This window comes from Achromobacter sp. ISS7 (assembly GCF_056523125.1).
The window spans coordinates 4,316,164-4,340,541 of sequence record NZ_JAWRZD010000001.1 but is presented as its reverse complement, the minus strand read 5'-3'; the positions used below and the strand labels follow the sequence as shown (position 1 = coordinate 4,340,541).

22 protein-coding genes are annotated in these 24,378 nt (G+C 67.3%); 16 read left to right on the top strand and 6 right to left on the bottom strand.

Annotated features, from left to right (window positions below; translation table 11 throughout):
- Positions 1-36 precede the first annotated feature (36 nt).
- The 6 genes from AC1HFW_RS19540 to AC1HFW_RS19515 all read left to right on the top strand — a co-directional run bounded on the left by AC1HFW_RS19540 (position 37) and on the right by AC1HFW_RS19515 (position 6,885).
- Entirely contained in the window at positions 37-723 is a 687-nt protein-coding gene (locus AC1HFW_RS19540; protein WP_061072727.1) for an outer membrane lipoprotein, read from the top strand.
- 43 nt (positions 724-766) lie between these two features.
- A complete protein-coding gene (locus AC1HFW_RS19535) occupies positions 767-1,555 on the top strand; it encodes a PhaM family polyhydroxyalkanoate granule multifunctional regulatory protein (RefSeq protein WP_479284996.1) in 789 nt (262 codons plus the stop codon).
- A gap of 64 nt (positions 1,556-1,619) precedes the next feature.
- Positions 1,620-2,993, top strand: a complete 1,374-nt coding sequence (gene glmU, locus AC1HFW_RS19530; protein ID WP_006392382.1) for a bifunctional UDP-N-acetylglucosamine diphosphorylase/glucosamine-1-phosphate N-acetyltransferase GlmU — start codon at positions 1,620-1,622, stop codon at positions 2,991-2,993.
- A complete protein-coding gene (locus AC1HFW_RS19525) occupies positions 2,990-4,381 on the top strand; it encodes an MFS transporter (protein WP_006392383.1) in 1,392 nt (463 codons plus the stop codon). Before glmU ends, AC1HFW_RS19525 begins: the two co-directional genes overlap by 4 nt.
- A gap of 123 nt (positions 4,382-4,504) precedes the next feature.
- Complete coding sequence (locus AC1HFW_RS19520; RefSeq protein WP_479284995.1) at positions 4,505-5,827, top strand: UDP-glucose dehydrogenase family protein; 1,323 nt, start codon at positions 4,505-4,507, stop codon at positions 5,825-5,827.
- Entirely contained in the window at positions 5,824-6,885 is a 1,062-nt protein-coding gene (locus AC1HFW_RS19515) for a glycosyltransferase family 4 protein (RefSeq protein ID WP_479284994.1), read from the top strand. Before AC1HFW_RS19520 ends, AC1HFW_RS19515 begins: the two co-directional genes overlap by 4 nt.
- A 9-nt stretch (positions 6,886-6,894) precedes the next feature.
- Here the strand turns inward: AC1HFW_RS19515 and AC1HFW_RS19510 are convergent, their stop codons facing one another.
- The gene (locus AC1HFW_RS19510) at positions 6,895-7,386 is read right to left on the bottom strand and encodes an Lrp/AsnC family transcriptional regulator (RefSeq protein WP_479284993.1); all 492 of its coding nucleotides are present in this window, start codon (positions 7,384-7,386) and stop codon (positions 6,895-6,897) included.
- Positions 7,387-7,537: 151 nt separating this feature from the next.
- Between AC1HFW_RS19510 and glmS the strand changes: the two genes are divergently transcribed.
- The 7 genes from glmS (at position 7,538) to AC1HFW_RS19475 (ending at position 15,757) form a co-directional block, all read left to right on the top strand.
- Complete coding sequence (gene glmS, locus AC1HFW_RS19505) at positions 7,538-9,370, top strand: glutamine--fructose-6-phosphate transaminase (isomerizing) (protein ID WP_479284992.1); 1,833 nt, start codon at positions 7,538-7,540, stop codon at positions 9,368-9,370.
- A gap of 404 nt (positions 9,371-9,774) precedes the next feature.
- The gene (locus AC1HFW_RS19500; RefSeq protein WP_061072715.1) at positions 9,775-10,758 is read left to right on the top strand and encodes a DUF1852 domain-containing protein; all 984 of its coding nucleotides are present in this window, start codon (positions 9,775-9,777) and stop codon (positions 10,756-10,758) included.
- 25 nt (positions 10,759-10,783) lie between these two features.
- Positions 10,784-11,812, top strand: a complete 1,029-nt coding sequence (locus tag AC1HFW_RS19495) for a methionine synthase (RefSeq protein WP_479284991.1) — start codon at positions 10,784-10,786, stop codon at positions 11,810-11,812.
- Positions 11,813-11,920: 108 nt separating this feature from the next.
- Positions 11,921-12,430, top strand: coding sequence for a flavin reductase family protein (locus AC1HFW_RS19490; protein WP_035359870.1), 510 nt, complete (start codon positions 11,921-11,923; stop codon positions 12,428-12,430).
- Positions 12,431-12,509: 79 nt separating this feature from the next.
- The gene (locus tag AC1HFW_RS19485) at positions 12,510-13,991 is read left to right on the top strand and encodes a methylenetetrahydrofolate reductase C-terminal domain-containing protein (RefSeq protein WP_479284990.1); all 1,482 of its coding nucleotides are present in this window, start codon (positions 12,510-12,512) and stop codon (positions 13,989-13,991) included.
- 73 nt (positions 13,992-14,064) lie between these two features.
- Complete coding sequence (locus tag AC1HFW_RS19480) at positions 14,065-14,838, top strand: hypothetical protein (protein WP_479284989.1); 774 nt, start codon at positions 14,065-14,067, stop codon at positions 14,836-14,838.
- Positions 14,839-14,974: 136 nt separating this feature from the next.
- Positions 14,975-15,757 (top strand): hypothetical protein, encoded by a 783-nt coding sequence (locus tag AC1HFW_RS19475; RefSeq protein ID WP_479284988.1) that lies wholly within the window; start codon positions 14,975-14,977, stop codon positions 15,755-15,757.
- 69 nt (positions 15,758-15,826) lie between these two features.
- On the opposite strand, the gene AC1HFW_RS19470 is transcribed toward AC1HFW_RS19475, so the two are convergent.
- Together AC1HFW_RS19470 and AC1HFW_RS19465 are read right to left on the bottom strand one after the other, a co-directional pair.
- Positions 15,827-17,266: a DUF1254 domain-containing protein gene (locus AC1HFW_RS19470; protein WP_479284987.1), complete on the bottom strand. Its 1,440-nt coding sequence runs from the start codon at positions 17,264-17,266 to the stop codon at positions 15,827-15,829.
- A 40-nt stretch (positions 17,267-17,306) separates the two neighbouring features.
- The gene (locus AC1HFW_RS19465; protein WP_479284986.1) at positions 17,307-18,836 is read right to left on the bottom strand and encodes a DUF1254 domain-containing protein; all 1,530 of its coding nucleotides are present in this window, start codon (positions 18,834-18,836) and stop codon (positions 17,307-17,309) included.
- 47 nt (positions 18,837-18,883) lie between these two features.
- Between AC1HFW_RS19465 and AC1HFW_RS19460 the strand changes: the two genes are divergently transcribed.
- A complete protein-coding gene (locus tag AC1HFW_RS19460) occupies positions 18,884-19,141 on the top strand; it encodes a hypothetical protein (protein WP_479284985.1) in 258 nt (85 codons plus the stop codon).
- 188 nt (positions 19,142-19,329) lie between these two features.
- Here the strand turns inward: AC1HFW_RS19460 and AC1HFW_RS19455 are convergent, their stop codons facing one another.
- Together AC1HFW_RS19455 and AC1HFW_RS19450 are read right to left on the bottom strand one after the other, a co-directional pair.
- The gene (locus tag AC1HFW_RS19455) at positions 19,330-19,818 is read right to left on the bottom strand and encodes a hypothetical protein (protein ID WP_479284984.1); all 489 of its coding nucleotides are present in this window, start codon (positions 19,816-19,818) and stop codon (positions 19,330-19,332) included.
- Positions 19,819-19,982: 164 nt separating this feature from the next.
- The gene (locus AC1HFW_RS19450; RefSeq protein WP_479284983.1) at positions 19,983-21,068 is read right to left on the bottom strand and encodes a hypothetical protein; all 1,086 of its coding nucleotides are present in this window, start codon (positions 21,066-21,068) and stop codon (positions 19,983-19,985) included.
- Positions 21,069-21,247: 179 nt separating this feature from the next.
- Here AC1HFW_RS19450 and AC1HFW_RS19445 point away from each other — a divergent pair, with 179 nt between their 5' ends.
- The gene (locus AC1HFW_RS19445) at positions 21,248-22,045 is read left to right on the top strand and encodes a fused MFS/spermidine synthase (RefSeq protein ID WP_479284982.1); all 798 of its coding nucleotides are present in this window, start codon (positions 21,248-21,250) and stop codon (positions 22,043-22,045) included.
- A 149-nt stretch (positions 22,046-22,194) separates the two neighbouring features.
- A complete protein-coding gene (locus AC1HFW_RS19440) occupies positions 22,195-23,103 on the top strand; it encodes a DUF4261 domain-containing protein (protein ID WP_061072706.1) in 909 nt (302 codons plus the stop codon).
- On the opposite strand, the gene AC1HFW_RS19435 is transcribed toward AC1HFW_RS19440, so the two are convergent.
- Complete coding sequence (locus AC1HFW_RS19435; RefSeq protein ID WP_061072705.1) at positions 23,072-24,313, bottom strand: MFS transporter; 1,242 nt, start codon at positions 24,311-24,313, stop codon at positions 23,072-23,074. The two genes, AC1HFW_RS19440 and AC1HFW_RS19435, sit on opposite strands and share 32 nt — an antisense overlap.
- Positions 24,314-24,378: the final 65 nt, after the last annotated feature.

Genomic DNA, 24,378 nt, shown 5'->3' with positions numbered 1-24,378 from the left:
TATACCACTGCCGGTTAGTAACGATGGAGCATCGTCATGAATAATCCCGTCCAGTCTGATTCCGCCCGCCGCGGTCTGCATCCGCTGGTCTCGGCCGCCGCCATCGCGGTCATCGTCATGTGTTCGGTCGGCGTCGCCGCCGTGCTCGGCTGGCTGCCCACGCCGTCCGCCACGCCGCACCCCGAGGATCCCGCGCTGGCGCAGGCCGGCCCCGAAGGCGCCAACCTGGCGCCGGTCCAGCCTGGCGCACCCGGCCAGCCGCAAGCCCCGGGCGCGCGGCCGCCCGCGGCCCAGGCGCAGCCCCAGGCCCAGGCCCAGGCCCAGGCCCAGGGCCGGCCCGCGCCCGCGCCGGCCGTGCCGGCGGCGCAGGCTTGCCGCACCTGCGGCGTGGTGGAGACCATCCGCCAGGTGCAGGTACCGGTCAAGGACAATAGCGACCACCTGGTCGGTACCATCGCCGGTGGCGTGGCCGGCGGCGTGGTCGGCAACCAGTTCGGCGGCGGCAGCGGCAAGACCGCGCTGACCGTGCTGGGCGCGGTGGGCGGCGCTTTGGCAGGCCGTGAAGTTGAGCGTAATATCAGGCAGCAACAAACGGTGACGCACTACGAGCTCACGGTCCGCATGAACGACGGCAGCACGCGCCAGTTCCGCAGTGCGCAGCCGTTCGCGTTTGCGTCCGGCGACCACGTGCGCGTGGAGAATAACCAGCTGCTGCCGGGATGACCGTGCCGGCCGGCAGCCCTTTGCGATCTATGGGGAACCAGGAATGAGCGACCAACACAGCAACCCGTTCGTCCTGCCCGGCATGGGCCAGAATGCCGACCTGTCGGGCAATCCGCTGCTGGCCAGCATGGAAATGATGCGCCAGGCCTGGGCCGGCCTGACCGGCCCGGGCGGGTTGGCGAGCAGCCTGCCGATGGCGCCGCCGATGAACCTGGAAGACCTGGACCGCCGCATCGCGGAACTGCGTTCGGTGGAAAACTGGCTGCGCATGAACCTGTCGATGCTGTCCAGCACGATCCAGGGCATGGAAGTGCAGCGTTCCACCATCAGCACCTTGCGCGCCTTCGTCGACTCGGCCGCCAACCTGGACCTGGGCGCCGTGCGTGAAAGCGGCGCGGCGTCGCCGCTGGAGGTGGTGCTGGGCCTGAAGCCGGCGCCCGCCGCCAAGCGCGAGCCCGCCAAGGAGCCGCCGGCCGCGGCCTCCAAGGACGGGAACAAGGATGCGAACGCGGCGGCCGGGGCGGCGCCGCAGCCGGACATGACCGAACAGATGGGCGCGGCGGCGCAGTCCGCGTCCAAGGCGTGGTGGGACCTGCTGCAGCAGCAGTTCAATCAGATCGCCGCGGCCACGGCCGCGTCCATGCCGGGCGGCGGCCCCGCGCCCGATGCGGGGGCGGCGCCCAAGGCCTCGCCGGGCGGTCCCCAAGCCGCGGTCAAGCCGGCGGCCAAGGCGGCCAAGGCCAGCGGCCAGACCGCCGCCAGGAAGACCGCGCGCAAACCGGCCGCCAAGCCGGCTGCCAAGAACACCGGGCCTGCCGACGGCAAGCCCTGAACTTTTTCAATCCAGATCCGGGGCCGCTACGCCGACCCCGGGCGTTTTCGATACATCGGAACTTATGCTTAACGTAGTGATTCTCGCCGCCGGACTCGGCAAGCGCATGCAGTCGGACCTGCCCAAGGTGCTGCACACCCTGGCTGGCAAACCCATGCTGGCCCACGTGCTGGACAGCGCCCGCCAACTGGAGCCGGCCCGCGTCATCGTGGTGGTCGGCCATGGCGCCGACCGCGTCAAGCAGGCCTTCTCCGGACAGGACGATCTGCGCTTCGCGCTGCAGCAGCCGCAGCAGGGGACCGGCCACGCGGTCCAGCAGGCCGTGCCGCAACTGCTCGAAGGCGATGGCCAGGACGACGTGACCCTGGTGCTGTACGGCGACGTGCCGCTGGTGCAGCCCGAGACGCTGCGCGGGCTGTTGCAGGCGCGCGGCGCCGGCGCGGCGGTGCTGACCGAAGTGCTGGCCGACTCCACCGGCTATGGCCGCATCGTGCGCGACGCCGCCGGCAACGTCTGCCGCATCGTCGAGCACAAGGACGCCTCCGAGGCCGAGCGCGCCATCAAGGAAGTCAACACCGGCATCCTGGTGGCGCCGACCGCCAAGCTCAAGGACTGGCTCTCGCGCATCGACAACAACAACGCCCAGGGCGAGTACTACCTGACCGACGTGGTCGGCCTGGCCGTGACCGACGGCGTGCCGGTGGGCGCGGCCCAGCCGGGCGCGTCCTGGGAAACGCTGGGCGTGAACAGCCGCGTGCAGCAGGCCGAACTGGAGCGCCGTTGGCAGGCCGAGCAGGCGCGCCGCCAGCTCGAGGCCGGCGTGACGCTGGCCGATCCCGCGCGTTTCGACGTGCGCGGCACGCTGACCTGCGGCCGTGACGTGTTCATCGACGTGGGCTGCGTGTTCGAGGGCAAGGTGACGCTGGCCGACGGCGTGCGCGTGGGTCCGCATTGCGTGCTGCGCGACGTGAGCATCGGCGCGGGCACGCAGATCGAGGCCTTCAGCCATCTGCACGATGCCCAGGTCGGCGGCGATGCGCGCATCGGCCCGTACGCCCGCCTGCGCCCGGGCGCCGAGCTGGGTGACCGCACCCACGTCGGCAACTTCGTCGAGATCAAGAAGAGCGTGCTGGGCGCCGACAGCAAGGCCAACCACCTGGCCTACATCGGCGACGCCGACATCGGCGCGCGCGTGAACGTGGGCGCGGGCACCATCACCTGCAACTACGACGGCGTCAACAAGCACCGCACCGTCATCGAAGACGACGCCTTCATCGGCTCGGACACGCAACTGGTGGCCCCGGTGCGCGTGGGCCGCGGCGCGACGCTGGGCGCCGGCACCACCCTGACCCGCGACGCGCCGGCCGACAAACTGACGGTGACGCGCGTCAAGCAGCTCACCATCGACGGTTGGCAACGGCCGGTCAAGAAGTCGTGACGCCGCCGGCGTCGCAAACCCCGGCCGGCGGCGCCAAGCCCGCCGCGCCGGACGGCCTGCCGGTCCCGCGTCGCTATTGGGCCGCGGCGACCGTCATGACGGGCATCAGCCTGTCAGTGCTGGACACCACCATCGCCAACGTCGCCCTGCCGACCATCGCCGCCGACCTGAATGCGTCGCCGGCGCAGGCGGTGTGGGTGGTCAACGCCTACAACCTGGCGGTGGTGATGATGCTGCTGCCGCTGTCGGCGCTGGCCGAGCGCATCGGCTTTCGCCGCATGTTCACGTTCGGGCTGGTGCTGTTCACGCTGGCCTCGCTGGGCTGCGCGCTGGCCGGCACGCTGATGCAGCTGACGCTGGCGCGGGTGTTCCAGGGCGTGGGCGCGGCGACGCTGATGTGCCTGTTCGGCGGCCTGGTGCGCAATATCTATCCGCTCAAGATGCTGGGCCGGGGAATCAGCCTGAACGCCACCACGGTGGCGGTGATGTCGGTGCTGGGGCCCACCATCGGCTCGGCGATCCTGTCGGTGGCGCCGTGGCCGTGGATCTTCGCGGTCAACCTGCCGATCTGCGTGCTGGCCATGTTCGGCCTGCGCCACTTGCCCGAAGTGCCGCGCAACGACGTCAAGCTGGACGGGATCAGCGCCCTGCTCTGCATGGCGACGCTGGGCGTGTTCATTACGGGCATCGACATGATGGGCGAGGATCTGCTGCGCGGCATCGGCCTGGTGGCGATCGCGGCCGTGGCCGGCCTGGTGCTGATGCGCCGCGCCAGCCGCCAGCCCGCGCCGCTGGTGCCGGTCGACCTGCTGCGCATCCGGCCGCTGGCGTTCGCGGTGGGGGCGTCGGCCTGCACCTTCGCGGCGCAGATGGCGTCGTATGTGTCGCTGCCGTTCTATTTCCAGCAGGTGCTGGGCCGGCCCTACCTCGAGGTCGGCCTGCTGATGGGCGCCTGGCCGGTGGGCACGGCGCTGATCGCGCCGGTGGCGGGCCGCCTGTCCGACCGCTATTCCGCCGCCACCCTGAGCGGCGTGGGCGCGGCCACCATGGTGGTGGGCATGCTGTGGCTGGCGGCGTTGCCGGCGGCCGTGGGCAACGTGCCGATCATGGCCGGCATGTTCGTGGCCGGCGTCGGCTTCGGCTTCTTCCAGACGCCCAACAACCGCGCCATGCTGTCGGCCGCCCCGCGTTCGCGCAGCGGCGCGGCGGGCGGGCTGCAGGCCACCACCCGGGTGTTCGGGCAGAGCTTCGGCACCGCGCTGGTGGCGATCGCCTTCAGCGTCAGCGTGGCCCATGGGCCGGGGCTGGCCCTGGTGCTGGGCACGATCTGCGCCGCCCTGGCGGTGGTCGTGAACACGGTGCGCTTCAGCAAGTTGCGGGCGCCGTAACCCGCCTCCCGCTCCTGGCCGGGCCGGCGCAATACCCGCCGGCCGGCCCGCTTCTATAATGGCGACCGGCGCTGGGGTGGGATGCCCCGGCGCGACGATTACCTATTTTTAAGGCGTTCAGGCATGAAGATCACGGTCGTGGGTACCGGTTACGTAGGGTTGGTGTCGGGGGCGTGCCTGGCCGACATGGGCAACGACGTCATGTGCCTGGACGTGGACGCGGCCAAGATCGCCCTGCTGCGCCAGGGCGGCATTCCGATCTACGAGCCGGGCCTGGAAGACCTGGTGCGGCGCAACGTGCAGGCTGGCCGGCTGCATTTCACCGATGACGTGGCGCAGAGCGTGGCCTTCGGCGACGTGCAGTTCATCGCCGTCGGCACGCCGCCGGGCGAGGACGGCTCGGCCGACCTGAAGTACGTGCTGGCCGCGGCCCGCAACATCGCCCGCCACATGACCACCCGCAAGCTGATCGTGGACAAGTCCACCGTGCCGGTCGGCACCGCCGACAAGGTGCGCGCCGAGGTCGAGCAGGAACTGGCCGCGCGCGGCGTCGAGGTGCCGTTCAGCGTCGCGTCCAACCCCGAATTCCTGAAGGAAGGCGCGGCGATCAACGACTTCATGAGCCCCGACCGCGTCATCGTCGGCGCCGACGACGACTACACCATCGGCGTCATGCGCCGCATCTACGAGCCGTTCCAGCGCACCCACGACCGCCTGATGGTGATGGACGTGCGCTCGGCCGAGCTGACCAAGTACGCCGCCAACGCCATGCTGGCCACCCGCATCTCGTTCATGAACGAGATGGCCAACCTGGCCGAGGCGCTGGGCGCCGACATCGAGCAGGTGCGCCGCGGCATCGGCGCCGATCCGCGCATCGGCTACCACTTCCTGTATCCGGGCGCCGGCTACGGCGGTTCGTGCTTCCCCAAGGACGTGCAGGCGCTGGTCAACACCGCCGCCGAGAATGCGCTGCCGATGCGCGTCATCGTGGCGGCCGAGGCCGCCAACCACGCGCAGAAGTTCCGCCTGTCGGAAAAGCTGGTGGCGCGCTACGGCGAGGACCTGAGCGGCCGCAAGTTCGCGCTGTGGGGCCTGTCGTTCAAGCCCAATACCGATGACATGCGCGAGGCGCCCAGCCTGACCGTGATCGCCGAGCTGACGCGGCGCGGCGCCAGCGTGCGCGCCTATGACCCGGTGGCCATGCACGAGGCCGGCCGCGTGCTGGCCGGCCAGCCGGGCGTGAGCTTCGCCACCGACATGTACGACGCGCTCGACGGCGCCGACGCGCTGTTGATCGCCACCGAATGGAAGGTCTTCCGCGCGCCCGACTTCGACCGCGTCAAGGCCCTGCTCAAGACGCCGCTCATCATCGACGGCCGCAACCTCTACACGCCGGCCGACGTGCGCGCCCAGGGCTTCGAGTATTCGGGCATCGGCCGCGCATGAAGATCCTGCAGCTGAACTTCGAGAAAGGCTGGCGCGGCGGCGAACGCCAGACGCTGTACTGCATGCGCGCGTTCCGCAATGCCGGCCACCAGGTCGAAGTGCTGTGCCGCGAAGGCGGCCCCCTGGCCGAACGCGTGCGCCAGGAGGGCTTCGTGGCGCACACCGTCCGCAACGTGCCGGCGCAGCTGGCGTTCCTGGCGCGGGCGGGCAGCGGCTACGACATCATCCACGCCCAGACCGCCAACACCATCACCTGGGCGGTGCTGACCAAATGGCTGCACCGCCGCCCGGTGGCGTTCTCGCGCCGCACCTCGTTCGTGGTCAAGCCCAACGAGGAATGGAAGACCGGCTTCAAGTGGCGCCGCACCGACCTGTTCGTGGCCATCAGCGACATGGCCGCGAGCGAGCCGCGGCGCCTGGGGCTGGACCCGGTCATCATCCGCAGCGCGGTCGAGCCGCACCAGATCAACCAGGAAAACGTCGCCGCGCTGGTGCGCGAGTTCGGCCTGGAAGGCAAGAAGGTCATGGCTACGTCGGCCGCGCTGATCCGCGACAAGGATCCGGTGACGCTGGTGCGCGCGGTGGCCGAACTGGCCAGGACTCGGCGTGACTTCGTCTTCCTGCATTTCGGCGCCGGCGGCGACCGTGAACAGCAGGCGCGCGACGAGGCGCGCGCGCTGGGGGTCGAGGACGTCTACCGCTTCGCGGGCTTTCGCAAGGGCGTCGAGGACTTCTACAGCATCCTCGACGTGTTCGTGATGAGCTCCGAGGAAGAGGCGCTGGGCAGCAGCGTGCTGGATGCCTTCCTGCAACGCGTGCCGGTGGTGTCCACCGATGCCGGCGGCCTGAAGGAAAGCCTGGCCGACGGCCGCGGCGTGCTGTGCGCGGTGGCCGACTTCCATGCCATGGCGCAGGGCATGGCGCGCTGCTTGGACGACGCCGCGTTCCGCCAGGAAATCACCGATCGCGCCTATGACTACGTGCGCGACGAGCACGACGTGCAGAAGATGGGCAACCGCTACCTGGCGCAGTTCGAGCGCCTGCTGGCGGCCCGCTGAGGCGCGTCGCTACGGCGCCCGCAAGTCGATGCGGGTCTCGAACTTGGCGCGATGCACCGAGAAGAACGTGCGCACGTTGCGCACGTTGGCGTGCGCGGTGAAGGCGCGGTGCGCCAGCGCGTGATAGGCGGGCATGTCCCTGACCTGCGCGATCACCACGAAATCCGGCCCCGGCGACACGCGGTAGCACTGCAGCACCGCCGGCTCGGCCAGCATGATCTGTTCGAAGGCGTCCAGGCTTTCGGCCGCCTGCACGTCCAGCGTGATCTCGACGATGGCGGTCAGCGTGCTGCCCAGCTTCTCGGCCGCCAGGATGGCCACCTGGCGCGCGATCACCCCTTCTTCCACCAGGCGCCGCACCCGCCGCAGGCAGGTTGGCGGCGAGGCGTGCACGCGCGAGGCGATTTCCTGGTTGGTCAGCGAATTGTCGTCCTGCAGCTGTTCCAGGATGCGCAGGTCCAGATCATCCAATTCGGGTGGGGAAAGCGGCGGGTTTTGCATGATTAATTCACTAATCCATGATTGGTGAAATATTATTTAATCACAAATATGTAAGTGAATAAACTGTCAAATATGAGCAGATAAAGAAATCAAATTTCTTGGCGGTGCGCGCACAATGCGTTCCGTACTCGAACTTTCAGGAGTCTCTCCTATGTGTGGCATTGTTGGCGCCGTCGCCCAGCGCGACATCACCCCGATCCTGGTCGAAGGCCTGAAGCGGCTGGAATACCGTGGCTATGACTCCTGCGGCGTCGCCGTGTATGCCGACGGCCACCTGCGCCGTACGCGCAGCACCCAGCGCGTGGCCGAGCTGGCCGAACAGATCGCCCAGGACAAGGTGCAAGGCTTCACCGGCATCGCCCACACCCGCTGGGCCACGCACGGCGTGCCGGCCACCCACAACGCCCACCCGCACTTTTCGCGCCTGGGCAACGACGAGCCGCGCATCGCGCTGGTGCACAACGGCATCATCGAGAACCACGACGAACTGCGCGCCGAGTTGCAGGCCGTGGGCTACGTGTTCGAAAGCCAGACCGACACCGAAGTGATCGCGCACCTGGTCAACCACCTGTACGCCGGCGACCTGTTCGAGGCCGTGCAGAATGCCGTGCGCCGCCTGCATGGCGCCTACGCCATCGCCGTGTTCTGCCGTGATGAGCCGCACCGCGTGGTCGGCGCGCGCCAGGGGTCGCCGCTGGTGGTGGGCGTGGGCCAGAACGAGAACTTCCTGGCCTCGGACGCGCTGGCGCTGGCCGGCACCACCGACCAGATCATCTACCTGGAAGACGGCGACGTCGTCGACCTGCAGCTGGCGCGCGTCTGGATCGTGGATGCCAACGGCAAGAACGTGAAGCGCGAAGTGCACACGGTGCACGTGCACACGGGCGCGGCCGAGCTTGGCCCCTACCGCCACTACATGCAGAAGGAAATCTTCGAGCAGCCGCGCGCCGTCGGCGACACGCTGCAGGACATCGAGTCCATCACGCCCGAGCTGTTCGGCGACGACGCCTACAAGATCTTCAAGGACATCGACTCGCTGCTGATCCTGGCCTGCGGCACCAGCTACTACGCCGGCCTGACCGCCAAGTACTGGATCGAATCGATCGCCAAGATCCCGGTGGCCGTCGAAATCGCCAGCGAATACCGCTACCGCGACAGCGTGCCGAACCCGCGCTCGCTGGTGGTGACGATCTCGCAGTCGGGCGAGACCGCCGACACCCTGGCCGCGCTCAAGCACGCCCGTTCGCTGGGCATGGAAAACACGCTGACCATCTGCAACGTGTCCACCAGCGCCATGGTGCGCGAGTGCAAGCTGTCGTACATCACGCGCGCCGGCGTCGAAATCGGCGTGGCCTCGACCAAGGCCTTCACCACGCAGCTGACCGCGCTGTTCCTGCTGACGCTGGCGCTGGCGCAGGTGCGCGGCCGCCTGACCGAGGAGCAGGAAGCCGAGCACCTGAAGGCGCTGCGCCACCTGCCCGTGGCCATCGGCTCGGTGCTGGCGCTGGAACCGCAGATCATGGCCTGGGCCGACCGCTTCGCCTCCAAGGAAAACGCGCTGTTCCTGGGCCGCGGCATGCACTACCCGATCGCGCTGGAAGGCGCGCTCAAGCTCAAGGAAATCAGCTACATCCACGCCGAGGCCTATCCGGCCGGCGAACTCAAGCACGGCCCGCTGGCCCTGGTGACCGAGCACATGCCCGTGGTCACCATCGCGCCCAAGGACGAGCTGCTGGAAAAGCTGAAGTCCAACATGCAGGAAGTGCGCGCGCGCGGCGGCGAGCTGTACGTGTTCGCCGATGCCGACAGCAAGATCCAGAGCGCCGAAGGCATGCACGTGATCCGCATGCCCGAGCACTACGGCAAGCTGTCGCCGATCCTGCACACCGTGCCGCTGCAACTGCTGTCGTACCACACGGCCTGCGCCCGTGGCACGGACGTGGACAAGCCGCGTAACCTGGCCAAGAGCGTGACGGTGGAGTAAGCCGCTGGCCACGCATCGTTCCCGGGACGATGCGTGTGGACCGGGATCCGGAAGGGCCGCATTCGCGGCCCTTTTTTCATGTCGAGTGCGTGGAGCCGTCGCGCCTGCCCAGGCGGGGACGCGGCATGCCGATGACGAACGTGTGCGAGGAGGGATGGCCGTGGCGTGCGGGAGGCGGAGGCCTGGCCGCGAGCCCGGTTCAGGCCGGGCGCATCACCATGAGCGAAACTAATGATTTCATGGAAATTAAATCATTATTATTCATACAAGGCCCGGCATAAAATACGACCCGAATATCGATGCTGTCAATACTGCTTAATCAAAAAAATCCAAAAAATATTGGAAATAATGAAAAGCAGGAAATAACGCGGGTTTTATCTGAGAAATTTGGGCGCTGGATCAAAATGAGTAAAGAGTTCGCATTTTCCATCAAGAGTATTTGTTTCGACGAAGATTATCGTCCCGCCGACAATACGCGAATCACGACCAACTTCGCCAATCTGGCGCGAGGCGAAAGCCGCCAGGAAAATCTGCGCAACACGCTCAGGATGATCGATAACCGTTTCAATGCGCTGGCGCATTGGGACAACCCCAAGGGCGACCGTTACGGCGTCGAACTTGAAATCATTTCGGTCGAATTGAGTATCGACGGCGAAAGCAGCGGCAATGCGCTGCCCCTGATCGAGATCCTGAAGACGAACATCGTCGATCGCAAGACCAACGAGCGTATCCAGGGCATCGTGGGGAACAATTTCTCCTCGTACGTGCGGGACTACGACTTCAGCGTGGTGCTGCTGGAGCACAACAAGGATCAGCCCCAATTCAGCGCCCCGGAAGGTTTCGGCGACCTGCATGGCAAGCTGTTCAAGAGCTTCGTGAACTCCAGCACCTACAAGGAAAACTTCAACAAGCCGCCCGTCATCTGCCTGAGCGTCTCGAGCAGCAAGGTCTACCAGCGGACGGAAAACCAGCATCCGGTGCTGGGTGTCGAGTACCAGCAGGATGAGTATTCCCTGACTGACGAGTACTTCAAGAAAATGGGGATGAAGGTTCGCTACTTCATGCCGCCGAACAGCGCCGCGCCGCTGGCGTTCTATTTCACGGGCGATCTGCTGGGTGATTACACCAATCTCGAGCTGATCAGCACCATCAGCACGATGGATACCTTCCAGAAGATTTACCGCCCCGAGATCTACAACGCGAATTCGGGCGCGGGGAAATCCTACCAACCCAGTCTGAAGCACCAGGATTATTCGTTGACCCGGATTGTCTACGATCGAGAGGAACGTAGTCGGCTGGCTGTCGAGCAGGGCAGGTTTGTGGAAGAGCAATTCATCAAGCCCTACCAGACGATTCTTGAACAGTGGTCCGCGGCCACTCCTCTTTGATTAATCAGCGCATCAGGTCATCATTGTGAAAAAACTGCTTCCCACCTCCACCGCCGGCAGCCTGCCGAAACCCTGCTGGCTGGCTGAGCCCGAGACCCTGTGGTCGCCCTGGAAATTGCAGGATGGCGGACTGCTCGAGGGCAAACAGGATGCCCTGCGCCTGTCGCTGCAGGAACAGCAACACGCGGGCATCGACATCGTCAGCGATGGCGAACAGACGCGCCAGCACTTCGTGACCACGTTCATCGAGCACCTGGACGGCGTCGATTTCGAGAACCGCAAGACCGTTCGCATCCGTGATCGCTATGACGCGAGCGTGCCGACGGTGATGGGCGCGGTTGCCCGCAAGAAGCCGGTGTTCGTCGAGGATGCCAAGTTCCTGCGCCAGCAGACCAAGCAGCCGATCAAGTGGGCCCTGCCGGGTCCCATGACGATGATCGATACGCTGTACGACGATCACTACAAGAGCCGCGAAAAACTGGCCTGGGAATTCGCCAAGATCCTGAACCAGGAAGCCAAGGAACTCGAGGCCGCCGGCGTCGACATCATCCAGTTCGACGAACCCGCGTTCAACGTCTTCTTTGACGAGGTCAACGACTGGGGCGTCGCCACGCTGGAACGCGCCATCGAAGGGCTGAAGTGCGAAACCGCCGTCCACATCTGCTATGGCTACGGCATCAAGGCCAACACGGATTGGAAGAAGACGCTGGGCTCGGAATGGCGGCAATACGAAGAAGCCTTCCCCAAGCTGCAGAAGTCCAATATCGACATCGTCTCGCTGGAGTGCCACAACTCCCACGTGCCGATGGAGCTGATCGAACTGATCCGCGGCAAGAAGGTGATGGTGGGCGCCATCGACGTGGCGTCCAACACCATTGAAACCCCCGAGGAAGTGGCCAACACGCTGCGCAAGGCGCTGCAGTTCGTGGACGCCGACAAGCTCTATCCGTGCACCAACTGCGGCATGGCGCCGCTGTCCCGTGCGATCGCGCGCGCCAAGCTGAGCTCGCTGAGCGCAGGCGCGGAAATCGTCCGCAACGAACTCTCGAACTGATTTCGAGACGGAATCTGGCCGTCGCAAGCTGCTTGCGACGGCCAGATTCGCAAGGCCCTACGTCGCATTCGCGCTGCACCCAGTCGCCAGCATTTGGCTGTACCTACCATGTCACTCCCCAGTCCTGCCATCGAGCCGTTGCGCTTTCGTGAAGCGCTCGGGCACTACGCGTCCGGTATCACGGTGGTCACCACCCACATCGATGGCGAGCCGATCGGCTTTACCTGCCAGTCGTTCCACAGCGTGTCGATGAGTCCGCCGCTGGTGTCGTTCAGCGTGATGTCCAATTCGGCCAGCTATCCGAAGATTCGCCAGGCGGGCCGGTTCGCCGTGAACATCCTGTCGGATGCGCAGGTCGAGGTGTCCAACCAGTTCGCCCGCCGCGGCACGGACAAGTGGCTCGGCATCGACTGGCAGGAATCGCCGCTGGGTAATCCGCTCATTGCCGGCAGCCTGCACTGGATCGATTGCGAGATCCATGCGGAATACGCCGCGGGCGATCATGTGATCGTGATTGGCGAAGTGAAGGCGTTGGATCTGCAAGACGCCACCGCCACGCGGCCTTTGCTGTATTTCAAAGGGCAGTATCGCAACATGGCCGCGCATGACGCGGCTTGAGCGTTTGCCGCGCTGGGCGTCATCCGCATCGGCTTGAGGCGGCGCGGTTTTCCCCTGCTTCCCACGGTATCGAGCTGTCTTGAGTTCATTGAAACAGGCGCTGGACGAAGGACGCTTCGCCTGCGTGCTGGAGGTCATTCCTCAACATTCCCCTGCGCGCCTTGCCGCGCTCGAGCCGATCGTGCGGCGCGGGCACCTGGCCGGCTGGCCGTTGCTGCCGGCCTTCGCCGATCGCGTCGGCCTGCATTCGGACTTGAGCCCCCTGGAGGGCGCGGCAGCGTTGGACGATCCCCCGGCCTGCCTGCTGCATTTTTCAGGCAAGGATCGCGAGCGCGCGGACTTGCTGCGCCAGATGGCGGCGATGCAGGCGCGCGGCCTGAAGCAACTGTTGGTGCTCAGTGGCGATCGCCTGCCCGGCCACCAGCCGGGCCAGGCGCCGGTGCGCTATCTGGAGTCGGTGCCCGCGCTGCAGATTGCCCGCGAGCACGGCCCGGACTGGCTGCTGGGCGCGGCGCTGAACCCGTTCAAGTACCGCGAGGAAGAAGGCGCCGCGCAGTACCTGAAGGCGCAGAAGAAACTGCTGGCCGGCGCGGATTTCCTGACCCTGCAACTGGGTTTCGACGCAGCCAAGCATCTCGAAGCCCAAGCCTGGATGCGCGCGCAGGGCCGCGGCAAGCCCATGCTGGCCTGTGTGATGCAACTGACCGCAAGGCGCGCGGCGGTGTTGCAGGACGTGCCCGGCATCGTCATCACCGACGCCATGCGCGAATTGCTGCACAGGGAGCAACAGCTATCTCCCGCCCATGCCAGCGCACGCAGCCTCGATCGCCTGGCGCTGCAGATCGTGGGCCTGCAATGGATGGGGTATGCCGGGGTGCATCTGTCCGGGGTGCATACGCTGGACGAACTGCTGTCGCTGGAGCAGGCGATCGCCCGGCAGCGCGACGCGGTGACTTCGCTGTCCGATTGGGTCGAGCGATGGCAGGCGAGTTGGCGGATGCCCGGGATGCCCGAGGTGTGCTTCGCCCCTGATACCGACACGTGGGCGCTGGGGCAATCCGATGTCGCCGCCACGCCTGGGGAGCGCCTGCGTTATGCGCTGCTTTCCACGGTGCATGAACAGCTCTTCAATCGCACGGGATGGCTCGGCAGCGCCTTTGGCTGGAGTGTGACGCGGCCGTTCTGGAAAACCGGCGTGGCGGCGCAGGCGCTGCACGCGGTCGAACGGACGCTCAAGCGGCCGCTGGTCGGCTGTGAAACCTGCGGGACCTGCCGCTTGCAGGACACACTCTACGTCTGCCCCGAGACCTGTCCCAAGGGCCTGGCGAACGGGCCCTGTGGCGGCACCCGGCTCAATCGTTGCGAATTCGGCGACCGGGAATGCGTGCACAGCGTCAAGTACCGGATCGCCAAGTCCGCGGATCAGTTGCCTGCGCTGGCGCAGACGTTGATTCCCGGTATCGAAGCGGGCGACAGGCATCGCAGCTCGTGGCCCGCATGGTTCAAGCCGGAGGATCCGACGCCGGGCAATGATTGCCAATCATTGCCAAAGTCTGGTTGATGCCGGGAGGCTCCCGCAGAATGCACCACGCCTTGGCGTTTGCCTGCCTGTTGCCTGAAGTGGAGCCCATCCCATGCGTATCGAGACGATTTCCAGACTGGCCGTGCTGGCCGCCGTGGCCGTGTCGGCCGGCTGCGCCCAACCCGTATCGACGCGCGAAGTCGCGCTCAACGCCGACGCCTATACCGCGCGCGCCCTGTCGCCCGATGCGTTGCCGGCCAGCGTGCGGGCCAGGCTGCCGGCGGCGGGCACGCAGCCGATGGGATTTCGCACGTTGCGGCTGATGGGCACCCAGCATACGGTCGGCATCGACCACGTCGCGGTGGACAGCGAGTACGAACTGACTTTCCACAACGACCGCGACGACGGCACGTTGCGCAGTATCTATATCGGCAAACTCAACGGCCTGCCGGTCAACTACGTGATGGCGCTCAACTATCGCAGCCTGGCGTTGCTGATGCATCAGGGCGGTGGTTTCAAGGCCGCGCACGTGCCGCCGCGCTGGACGGTGCGCAGCATCGAGCAATGGCCGGGTGACGTGTTGGCGAATCCGCCCGAAAATGCCCGTTTCACGCTCGAGAGCGAGGGCGGATGGGAGGGGCAGCGGACCGGGCCCAGGCAGACGCTGACCTGCACCAGCGGTGCCGACTTCCCGGCCAGCCGGGTGCTGGCGCAGTTGCCGGGGCAGGCGATCGACCTGAATTGCGTCGAGACGAGCGAGAACGGCGTGCCGGTGCGCAAGCTGCGTTATGTGTTCCTGCGCCAATTCGGCCTCACCATCACCACCGAAATCACGACAGCCAGAACGGCTACCACCATGACGGTCACGGCGGTCCAGGTGAAGTAGCCGCAGCGGCTCACTTCGATTTGGGCCGATCCGGCGGCCCCCTGTCGATCGCGCTGGCTGTCGCGACGCATTTCCTGCAGAATGAGCGACCCTTAACGTTTGCTTACATTTTGATGAAAGGCGGAGTGTGCGTCCCATGCGTACCGTGACGTTTTCCAGAATTACCGGTGTGTTGGCCCTGTCCGGCGCGGCCCTGTTGACCGGATGCGTGTCGCTCACGCCGATCAAGGAAGTGGCGGGCAATGCCGATGCCTACTCGGCGCGCGCCTTGTCGATCACCGCGCTGGCGCCCAGCGTGCGCGCCAGGCTGCCGGCGCCGGGGTCGCAGCCGCTGGGATTCCGCAAGCTGGTCTTCACCGGAGCCACGCACATCGTCGGCGCCGGCAACCAGTCCCTCGACAGCGAATTCGAATCCACCTTCTACAACGATCGCGACGACGGCACGGTGCGCAACGTCCACATCGGCAAGCGCAACGGCCTGCCGGTCGATTACCTGGTGGCGCTCAGCTATCGCAATGTGGCCTGGCTGATCGATCAGAGCGGTCCGTTCAACGTCACCTACATGCCGCCGCGCCTGACGGTGCGCAGCATCGAGCAATGGCCGGGAGACCTGGCCAATATTCCGGAGAACGGCACCTTCACGTTCGAGGCCGGCGCCGGCCGCGAAGGCGTGCTGGTGTCGGGGCCGAGGCAGACGGTGACGTGCACCAGCGGCACGAATTACCCCGCGAGCCGCCTGCATCCGCAGATTCGCGGGCAGGCCATCGACCTGAGCTGCGTGCAGACGCGCGACAGCGGCGTGCAGTTCCGCAAGACCCGCCGGGTGTTCCTGCGCCAGTTCGGCATCGCGATGATCGTGGAAGCGGTCACCGCAGGATCGACGGCGACCATGACCGTCAAGACCTTCCAGGTCGAGTGATGCGGCATCTCCCCGCCAGACCCTTCGGGGCCTGGCGGGGAGATGCCGCCGGGCCGCGCCCATCCCGCGTCATTGGCGCGTGAAGTCGCCCGGTTTCCAGCTCTTGTCGAAGGCCGCCGCTTCGGGGCCGTAGATGCGGATGTAGGCGAACCAGCCCTGGCCCGGGTTGGTCTGGATCCAGCGGCCCTCCTGGCCGGCCGGCGCCTTGGGGCCGAAGTACAGGGTCAGCGGCTTGCTGGTGTCGACGTCCTTCAGTTCGAACAGCGAGCGCAACGCGGCCTTGTCCTGCGTGGTCTGGACCTGCGAGCGCGTCTTGCTGTCGTACAGGGTGACCGACCAGAACAGCTTGCCCGGCACCGGTTGCGGCAACGTCAGCGTGTATTGCTTGCCGCCGTCGAGATAGGCACCCTGCGCGTCGCGCGCGCCCAGCCAGTACAGCGAGCCCGCGCCCGGGTCGCGCCGGAACATGGCGGGCGAGGTGACGATGGCCTGCGCGAACCAGCGGTCACGCGCGTCCAGGTCGATGCCGGCGAGGGTTTCGAACTGCGCGCTGCCGGGCACCAGGCCGACCCATTCCCACTGGCGATCGGGCCAGGCCTTGCGGTCGGGGCGATCGCTGTCGAACGCGGCCACCAGCATCTGGTCGCGTCCGAGGCGAGCGGCGTGCGTGAGAGTCTCGCGCAGTTTCAGGTCGGGCTTGAAGGGTTTGCCTTTCTCGATGCCGAACTCCGCCAGCAGGCCATACATGGCGCGGGCGCGCGGGTCCACGGGCTCCTGCTGGATGATGCGGTCCAGTATTTCCCAGAACTGGAAGTTGTCTTCCCATTTCAGCGACGAACTGTCGAGCTTCATCTGCGTGGTGTCGACCGGCGTGAGCGCGGGCGTGGCCTGGCCGTCGGCGGCGAGCGCGTGGATCTTGACCGCGCGCAGCGCGTCCATGGCCTTGGGCAGGTCGCCGCCTACCGGCATGGCGCGCAGCGCGAGCAGGTTCTGCAGCGTGGCCGAGCGGCCGGCGTGGTAGCCCGCCGGCACGGGGCCGGCGTAACCGGGTGGCAGCACCACATGCTTGCCGCCCTTGCCGGCGTCGGGGCCGGGCAGGCCCAGGTCCTGCACCCAACCCTGGTTGTGATCGTTGACCAGGCCGATGTAGGGGCCTGGGGGCAGCTCGATCACCACGGGGCCTTGCGACAGGTCGATCACCGCCGAGCCGTAGGGCGTGTCGGAGTTGAGCGTGAAACCCACCTGGCGTGGACCGGCCGCAGCGATACCCCATTGCTGGCCGTCGGCAATGCCGACGGCGCGGTTGCCGTTGAAGATGCCTTCCATCGATACCGTGGGGTACCAATAGCGATAGGCCACCAGCGCGCGTTGCAGCGTCTGGTCGGTGCGCACCTGCTGCGAGGTGGCGGGCGTGGGGTAGCCGCGCTCGAAGCGGTAGGCGGGGGTGTCGTGCGCCTGCACGGCGGCGGCGCAGGCCAGGGCGAGCCCGGCGACGAAGGTCTTGTGCATGGTCAATGTCCTGTCGAGGGGGACGTACATGTGCCTGACATCATGGCATCGGAATTTCTTCGAAATCGTTGAGCTTCCAGCTCTTGTCGAACCAGGGTTGCAGCGGGCCGTAGAGGCGGAAGATGGTCATCCAGCTTTTTCCGGGAATGGTCTGGATCCAGTTGCGTTCCTTGCCGGCAGGCGCGCGCGGACCGAAATAGACGTCCACCGAACCGTCAGGGTTGACGTCGATCTGCTTTTCGCTCGACAGGCTGGGAAAGGGCTGGTCGGTCTGCAGCATCGAGCGGGTCTGCGTGTCATAGACCACCACCGACCAGAAGTCCTTGACCGGCACCTTGGGCGGCACCCGCAGCACGTAGGTCTTGCCGCCGTCGAACGGCCGGCCCTTGGCGTCGTAGTTGGCGGCCGCGTATTGCGAGCCGATGCCCGGCATCGCGACCGCCATGGCGGGCGTGTCGATGGTGGCGGCGTAGAAGAACATGGTGCGGGCGTCGAAGTTGCGCGCGCCTTCGTTGAGCCACTGGTAGCTGCCACCGACGAACGGCGTGTTCCAGTGCCGGTCGGGATAGATGCGGGTGGCCGGGTCGCGGTTGGCGAAGTCGATCGCCCGGGCGGTGGCGTTGCCCACGGCGACCGCGTCGGTCAGGATGGCCTTCATGCGGGGGTCTGGCGCGAACGGCTGGCCCTTGCGCATGCCGATGGCGGCGTAGATACCGGTCATATCGGGCCCGTACGCGCCGGCCGGCTCTTCCTGGATGATCTGGTTCACCTCGTCGAAGAAGGTGTAGTCGTTGGCGTGGATGGTGTTCATCACGCGGCCCGACAGGTCGATGAAGCGGGTCGCGGGCGGCGCGCCGGCCTGCGCGTAGGGATAGACCTTGAAACCTGCCTTGACGGCGTGCACGCCGGGCGCCGGGTCGCCGTTCTGCATGAAGGCGCGGCCGAACAGCAGGTTGCCGTAGGTCGGTGAATGCACCACGAAGTAGCCCGTCTGCGGCAGCGGTCCCTGATAGCCGGGTGGCACGAACAGGTAGCGGCCGCCCTTGCCTTTGTCGGGACCGGCGTTGCCCATGTCGGTCACATAGCGGAACCAGAAATCGTCGACCACGCCCAGGATGTTGGGCGGCGTTTCGACCACCACCGGTCCGTCCTTCAAGTCCATCCAGTTCCAGAAGTAGACGGTCTCGGTATTGGCGGTGAGGAACAGCGAGCGCGAGTCCATCAGCGATTCGAATATGCCGACGGTGCCGCCGGTGGCGCCGGCCTCGCGCAGGCCGGCGCGGATCGCGACCATCGAGGCGCCCGGAATGCCGTTCAGGAAGGCTTCGACGCCGCGAAGGAAATCGAGGTTGTCGAACACCTTGCCGGCGGTCTCCGGGGTGGGCACGCCATCGAAGAACTTGAGCGCGCCGATGCGGGTCTCGACCTGGGCCGGGGTCAGGATTTGCGGTGGCGTGGGGGTAGTCATCTTGTAGGTGCCGGGCCGCTGGCCGGCGCCGCCGCAGGCGGCCAGCAAGAGGGTGGCCGAGACGACGGCGGCAAGGGGAAACGCGCGGGCAACGTATCGCATGTCAACTCCACGAAAAGACGGCGGCGGGCGGAAGGCCCGCGCGCTCAATGTCCAGCAGTGAAATTCAGTGCAGCGAAAACGGCGGGATGCGGGCGGCCATTGCGCACGGCGGCGCTGGCAAGGCCCATGTCGTGCAGCGGCAGCAGGTCCGGATCGAAGTCGGCGAAGGTAACGGGAAAGGCGGGAGCATCATCGCGTCGCGCCCGGAGAGCGGCGGCCAGGAGGCCATGGGCGGTGCGCGCGATGCGAGTGGCCGGCGCCGTTGGCGGGCCGGCCTGATAGAAACAGGGCGAACGGTGGCGTAATGTTGACATGCAACAGACCTCGTTCCTTGCCTTCGTACTTCCAACAAGCGGGTTGATGGGCACTAGCAAAGCGACGGTCGTCGCATGATCGCAAGTTTGCGATTATTCGCGGTTATCGTCAATATCTGAAATTAATGGGCTTTCTGTCGGCGCGGGATAATGAAAAACACGGCCGGATAATCAGGTCGTTATTTGACGGTCTGTCCGTTTTTATTAATGACCTGCCAGTCTCCGCCCGACCACCAGCGGTGTTCGCCGTCGCTTTCGTTCTTGCAGCCATGGCCGACACTGGCCTTGCCGTCCTTGAACGGAAAGGCGCAGTCATAGACCGGGGCCACGACGATGGCGCCGGTCTCTTCATCCGCGAAGCCGATCTTGCCGTCCAGGCGGATGCGATAGCGTCCGTCCTGCGGATAATCCGGGCCGTTGTCGAACAGATATACCTGGTACGGTTCGCGCAACTGCGCGTCCACGACGCGGAACCCGCCGGCTTCCTTGTCGAGATAGATGCAGTAACGAAACGGATTGTCGGCGACGAAACAGTCGTCGATCCATTCGGGCTCGATGGCCCGTTGCTTCAAGGTCGCACGCGCCTGCGCGGCGTCGGTGTCAGCCTGCGCGATCGCTGTCAGCGGGAGGGCCAGGAGAGTGAGCAGGAGCGGGCGGATGAGGCGCAAGGGGCGGGACCGGCGGCCGTGGCAACAAGGAGGGAGTGCCATCATATGCCGATTGCCGAGCCCCGAGCCCCGAGCCCCGAGCCCCGAGCCTTGAGCCTTGAGCCCCGAGTGTCGCCCGCCACGCGCCGCGGGCGGTGCGATGGGCGGGAGCTTCCGTCGCGGGGTCAGGCGGGTGCGGCCCCGGCGCCGCCGCCAGCATCCGCGCCGCCGATGCTCATGGCGCCGCCCATGCCGCTATCCAGGCCGCCACCCGTGCCGCCGCCTTCGATCGCCTGGGCCGTCTTGGTTGCCTCGTCCAGGGCGTCCTGGACTTCGCGGACCTGCTTCTGGGCGGCCTTGTCCTGTTGCCGTAGCTTGCTCTTGAGCATGGCGAGCAGTTCCTTCATGGCGCGGATGGCATCGCGCACGGCCTGGGCATCGTTCTGGCGCTGCTTCTGCTCGACCTGGCGTTCCTGGCGGGATTCAGCGGCGGAGGTTGTCTTGTCGTCTTCGCCGCTGGCGCCGTCGGGTTTGTCTTGTTCGCCGGGCACCGAGACGTCCTTGGCGGCGTCGCGCGACGTCGGGGTCGCGCCCTGCGTCGCGGGGGCGGTGGCCGCCGCGTCGGCCGTATCCGCGGAGGTCGCGACGGCGGTGTCGCTGGCGGCGGCATAGGCCGCCATGGCGCGCGAGGCGGTCGCGGCGCTGGGGACGGCGGCCTGGGCCGATGAGGCGTCGTCGGTAGCGTCGGACGTGGGCCCGGCGGCGTTGGCGCCCTCGGCGGCCGACGGAACCGTCACTGCGGCGCCAGTCGCGGGGCCGCTGGCGCCCTGCACCACGGGCGCCGCCATGGCGCCGCCGACGCTCGCGGCCGGCGCGGCGCCGGCGCTGCTTTTGAGCGCCGAGGCGGCCTGGCCGAGTTCGCCAGCCAGCTGGCGCAGTTCCTGCAGGATGGATTTGGCCGCGGCCTTGCCCAGGAACATCAGCATTTTCTTGAGCATCTCGATGCGCTGCTTGATCTGCGAGACGCGGGAACGGGCGAAGTCCTGGCGCGACTGGGCGGCATCGACGGCGAGCTGGGAGATGGCCTTGCGCGCCTTGGCGGCGCGTTCCAGGGCGTCATCGCTGAGCACCACGCGGACCGAGACCGGGCGGTCGCTGGTCGCGGTGTCCGGGTCCTGCGCCGCGGGGTCGGCGTCGCGTCTGGCGGCGCGCGGGTCGTTGCCCGTGGGGGCGGCGGAGGGAAGGAGGCTGTCGGTGGCCAAGGGCTGCATGGGAGGTTCCGGTAAGGCGGGACACGTGGCATCGGGGGCACGGGCCGGGTCGGCCGACGCCCGCGATGGCGAGGTGACACGACATGTACGGCAGTCCGGCGCGCATTCTTTAACCGGGAGGCGCTTGGAATCGGTCCGAGACTGCGTGGCGGCCCCATGGCGGTGGTATCTTCTGCCCCATGTCCGCCCGTGATTCCTCCCTGTCCCTGTCCGGCGCGCCGGTGGCGCCGGACGCCGCCCGCGCCAGCGCACCGGCCGCCCAACCCTACGTGCAGGCCGCCGGCACCACCCGCACCCTGCATTTTTCCGAAAAAGTCATCCAGAGCCGCATGTCGACGCTCAACCCGGATGCGCTCGACCTCGAGTACACGCGGATGATGATGGGCTTCGTGCTGTTCGCGCCGGAGCCCGCCGACATCCTGATGGTGGGATTGGGCGGCGGTTCGCTGGCCAAGTTCTGCCACCGCTATCTGGCGCGGTCGCGCATCGAGGTGGTCGAGATCGATCCGGCCGTGATCGCGCTGCGCGAGGCGTTCATGGTGCCGCCCGACGGCGACCGCTTCCGGGTGGTGCAGGCGGACGGCGCCGATCATGTGCGCGGCCTGCAAGAAGCCGCCGACGTGCTGCTGCTCGATGGTTTCGACGACGCCGGGATTCCCGACGCGCTGTGTTCGGCGGACTTCTACGCGGACTGCCACCGGGCGCTGCGCGACGACGGCATTCTGGTGATCAACTTCCATGTGAATCATCCGCTGCACCACGAGTACCTGGACCGGGTGCGGGCCGCGTTCGGCAGCGCGATGTTCGAGGTGGTGGACGACGACATGACCAACAGCATCGTGTTCGCGTGCAAGGGCGACCTGCTGGATGATCCGGCGGCGGCGGACCTGAAGCGGCCGGCCGCGATCGCCAAGGACGCCTGGCGCCAGCTGATGCCAACCCTGCGCGTGATCGGGGCGACGCGGGAATTGAAGTAGGGCCGTGGGCGGCTGATCGCGCGGCCATTCAACAGTAGCCATTCAACATCTGGTTGCGGGCGGCGGGCTTTTGTTGCATCTGGCCGGCCAACGCGTCGCGAGGGCTTGATAGCATCCCCGCTTTCCCCCGGACAGGTAGGCTCCCGACCATGAGTATCTTCTCCCGCTTTTTCGGCCGCTCCGATTCGCCTGGCGAGACCGCGGCGCTGACGGCCAATCCCGACATCGAGCATCCGCTGAGCCTGCAGGTGGTGTTCGCGGCGCCGCTGGCGGTGCAGGCCGATGCCCTGGCGGCAGCCCTGCGCGCGTACCATCCCGACATGCGCCAGGCGCGCGCCGAGATCGAGCCGGACATGCCGCAGCTGCTGGGGATGGTCGGCTGGGGCAAACACGTGGTGCGCCTGGTGGGATTCGACGCGCCGCTGCCGCACGATGCCCTGGAAGTCTGCGTGGCGCCGGCGCACTACCCGGCGCCGGTCAAGGAGCAGGTGCGCGCCCACGTCAGCCACGTGCTGCTGTACTACGCCGGCTTCGACGAGGATCCGCTGGAGCAATACGTGGCGATGGCCGCGGTGGCCGGCGCGCTGGGCCGGTTCAACGCGGTCGCGGTGCTGAACGAGCATGCGCATACCTCGCTGCCGGCCGGCGTATTCACCGACGATTCGCTGGGCGATGAAAGCCTGGAGGTGCTGCGCACGCTGCCGCTGACCATGCTGTACTGCGGCTTCGTGAAGTACGAGGTCGACGGCGTGCAGGGCGTGTGGATGCGCACCTACGGCGGCGACCGTTTCGGCCTGCCCGATTTCGCGGTGCTGGCCGACGGCCACCACCAGGGCGAGGAATATTCGAACATGTTCAACAACATCATGGCCTACATGCTCGACAGCGGCGCCGAACTGGCCGCCGGGCATACCATGCAGATCGGCGAACACAGCTACATGAAGCTGCGCGAGCCGCAGGAAGCCGAGTACTACCTGCAGGGACCGGGCCCGGTGCTGGTGGCGGAGATCATCGACGCCTCGCAGATCAACCAGCCCGAAGCCGACCCCCAACACTGAGATCCCGCCGGGTGGGCCAGACGCGCAAGGCCAGGGCGCCGACCGCCGCGGCCGTGGCCACCGCGGTCACGCCGATCCAGCCCCAGTGCGCCAGCGCCAGGCTGCCCAGCGCGCCGCCCGCGGCCATGCCGATGAATACGCTGACCATCAGCACCGCGTTGAGCCGGCTGCGCGCGGCGGGGTCGATGCCGTAGACGATGCTCTGGTGCGCGATCAGCGCCACCTGGATGCCCAGGTCGAAGCCGATGGCGCTGGCGGCGATCAGCCACAGGCCGGATTGGGCCGACAGCAGCGGCAGCAGTGCCATGGTGGCGAACGACACCGCGGTCAGCGCGGCGCCCAGGCGGCTGACGGCGTTGGGGCCGCGCCGGTCGGCATAGCGGCCGGCCAGCGGCGCCGCCAGGGCGCCAGCGGCGCCGGCCAGGCCGAAGGCGCCGGCCGCCGCCGCGCCGAGGTGGAACGGCGCCTCGTGCAGCATGACCGCCAGGGTCGACCAGAACGCGCTGAAGCCCAGCGACAGCAGGCCCTGCGCGGTCGCGGCGCGGCGCAGTTCGCCGTGCTGGCGCCACAGCCGGGGCAGCGAGCGCAGCAGTTCGGCGTAGGGCAGCCGCGAGGTCGGGGCGAACGCCGGCAGGCCGCGCCACAGGGCCGCGCCCAGCGCCACGATCGACACCGCGGCGGCCAGGAACATGGTGCGCCAGCCGAGCTGTTCGGCGACGAAGCCGCTGATGACGCGCGACAGCAGGATGCCCAGCAGCAGGCCGGTCATCACGGTGCCGACGATGCGGCCGCGATGCGCGGGCGGCGCCAGCGTGGCGGCGGCGGGCACGATGTCCTGCGCCAGGGTGGCGGACAGGCCGATGGCGAAACTGGCGGCCAGCAGCACGCCGATGGCGGGGGCGACGGCGGCCAGCAGCAGCGCCGCGGCGAGGGCGGCGGCCTTGATCAGGACGATGCGCTTGCGGTCGTAGCGGTCGCCCAGCGGCGCCAGCAGCAGGATGCCGAACGCATAGCCCAGCTGGGTCAGCGTCGGAATCCAGCCGAGCTGGCTGGCGCTGGCGTGCAGGTCCGCGCCCAGGATGCCCAGCATCGGTTGGTTGTAATACAGGGACGCAACGGCCAGGCCGGCGCCCATGGCGAGCAGCAGGACCAGTCCGGCGGACGGATCTTGGGTGGGGGGCGCGGGATGCGCCCGGGTATCGGAGGACATGAGGGGGGTTCCGTTCAGGAAAGATGCCGCGAAGGGGGTACGGCGCAGATTCTGAGCGTCCGCCC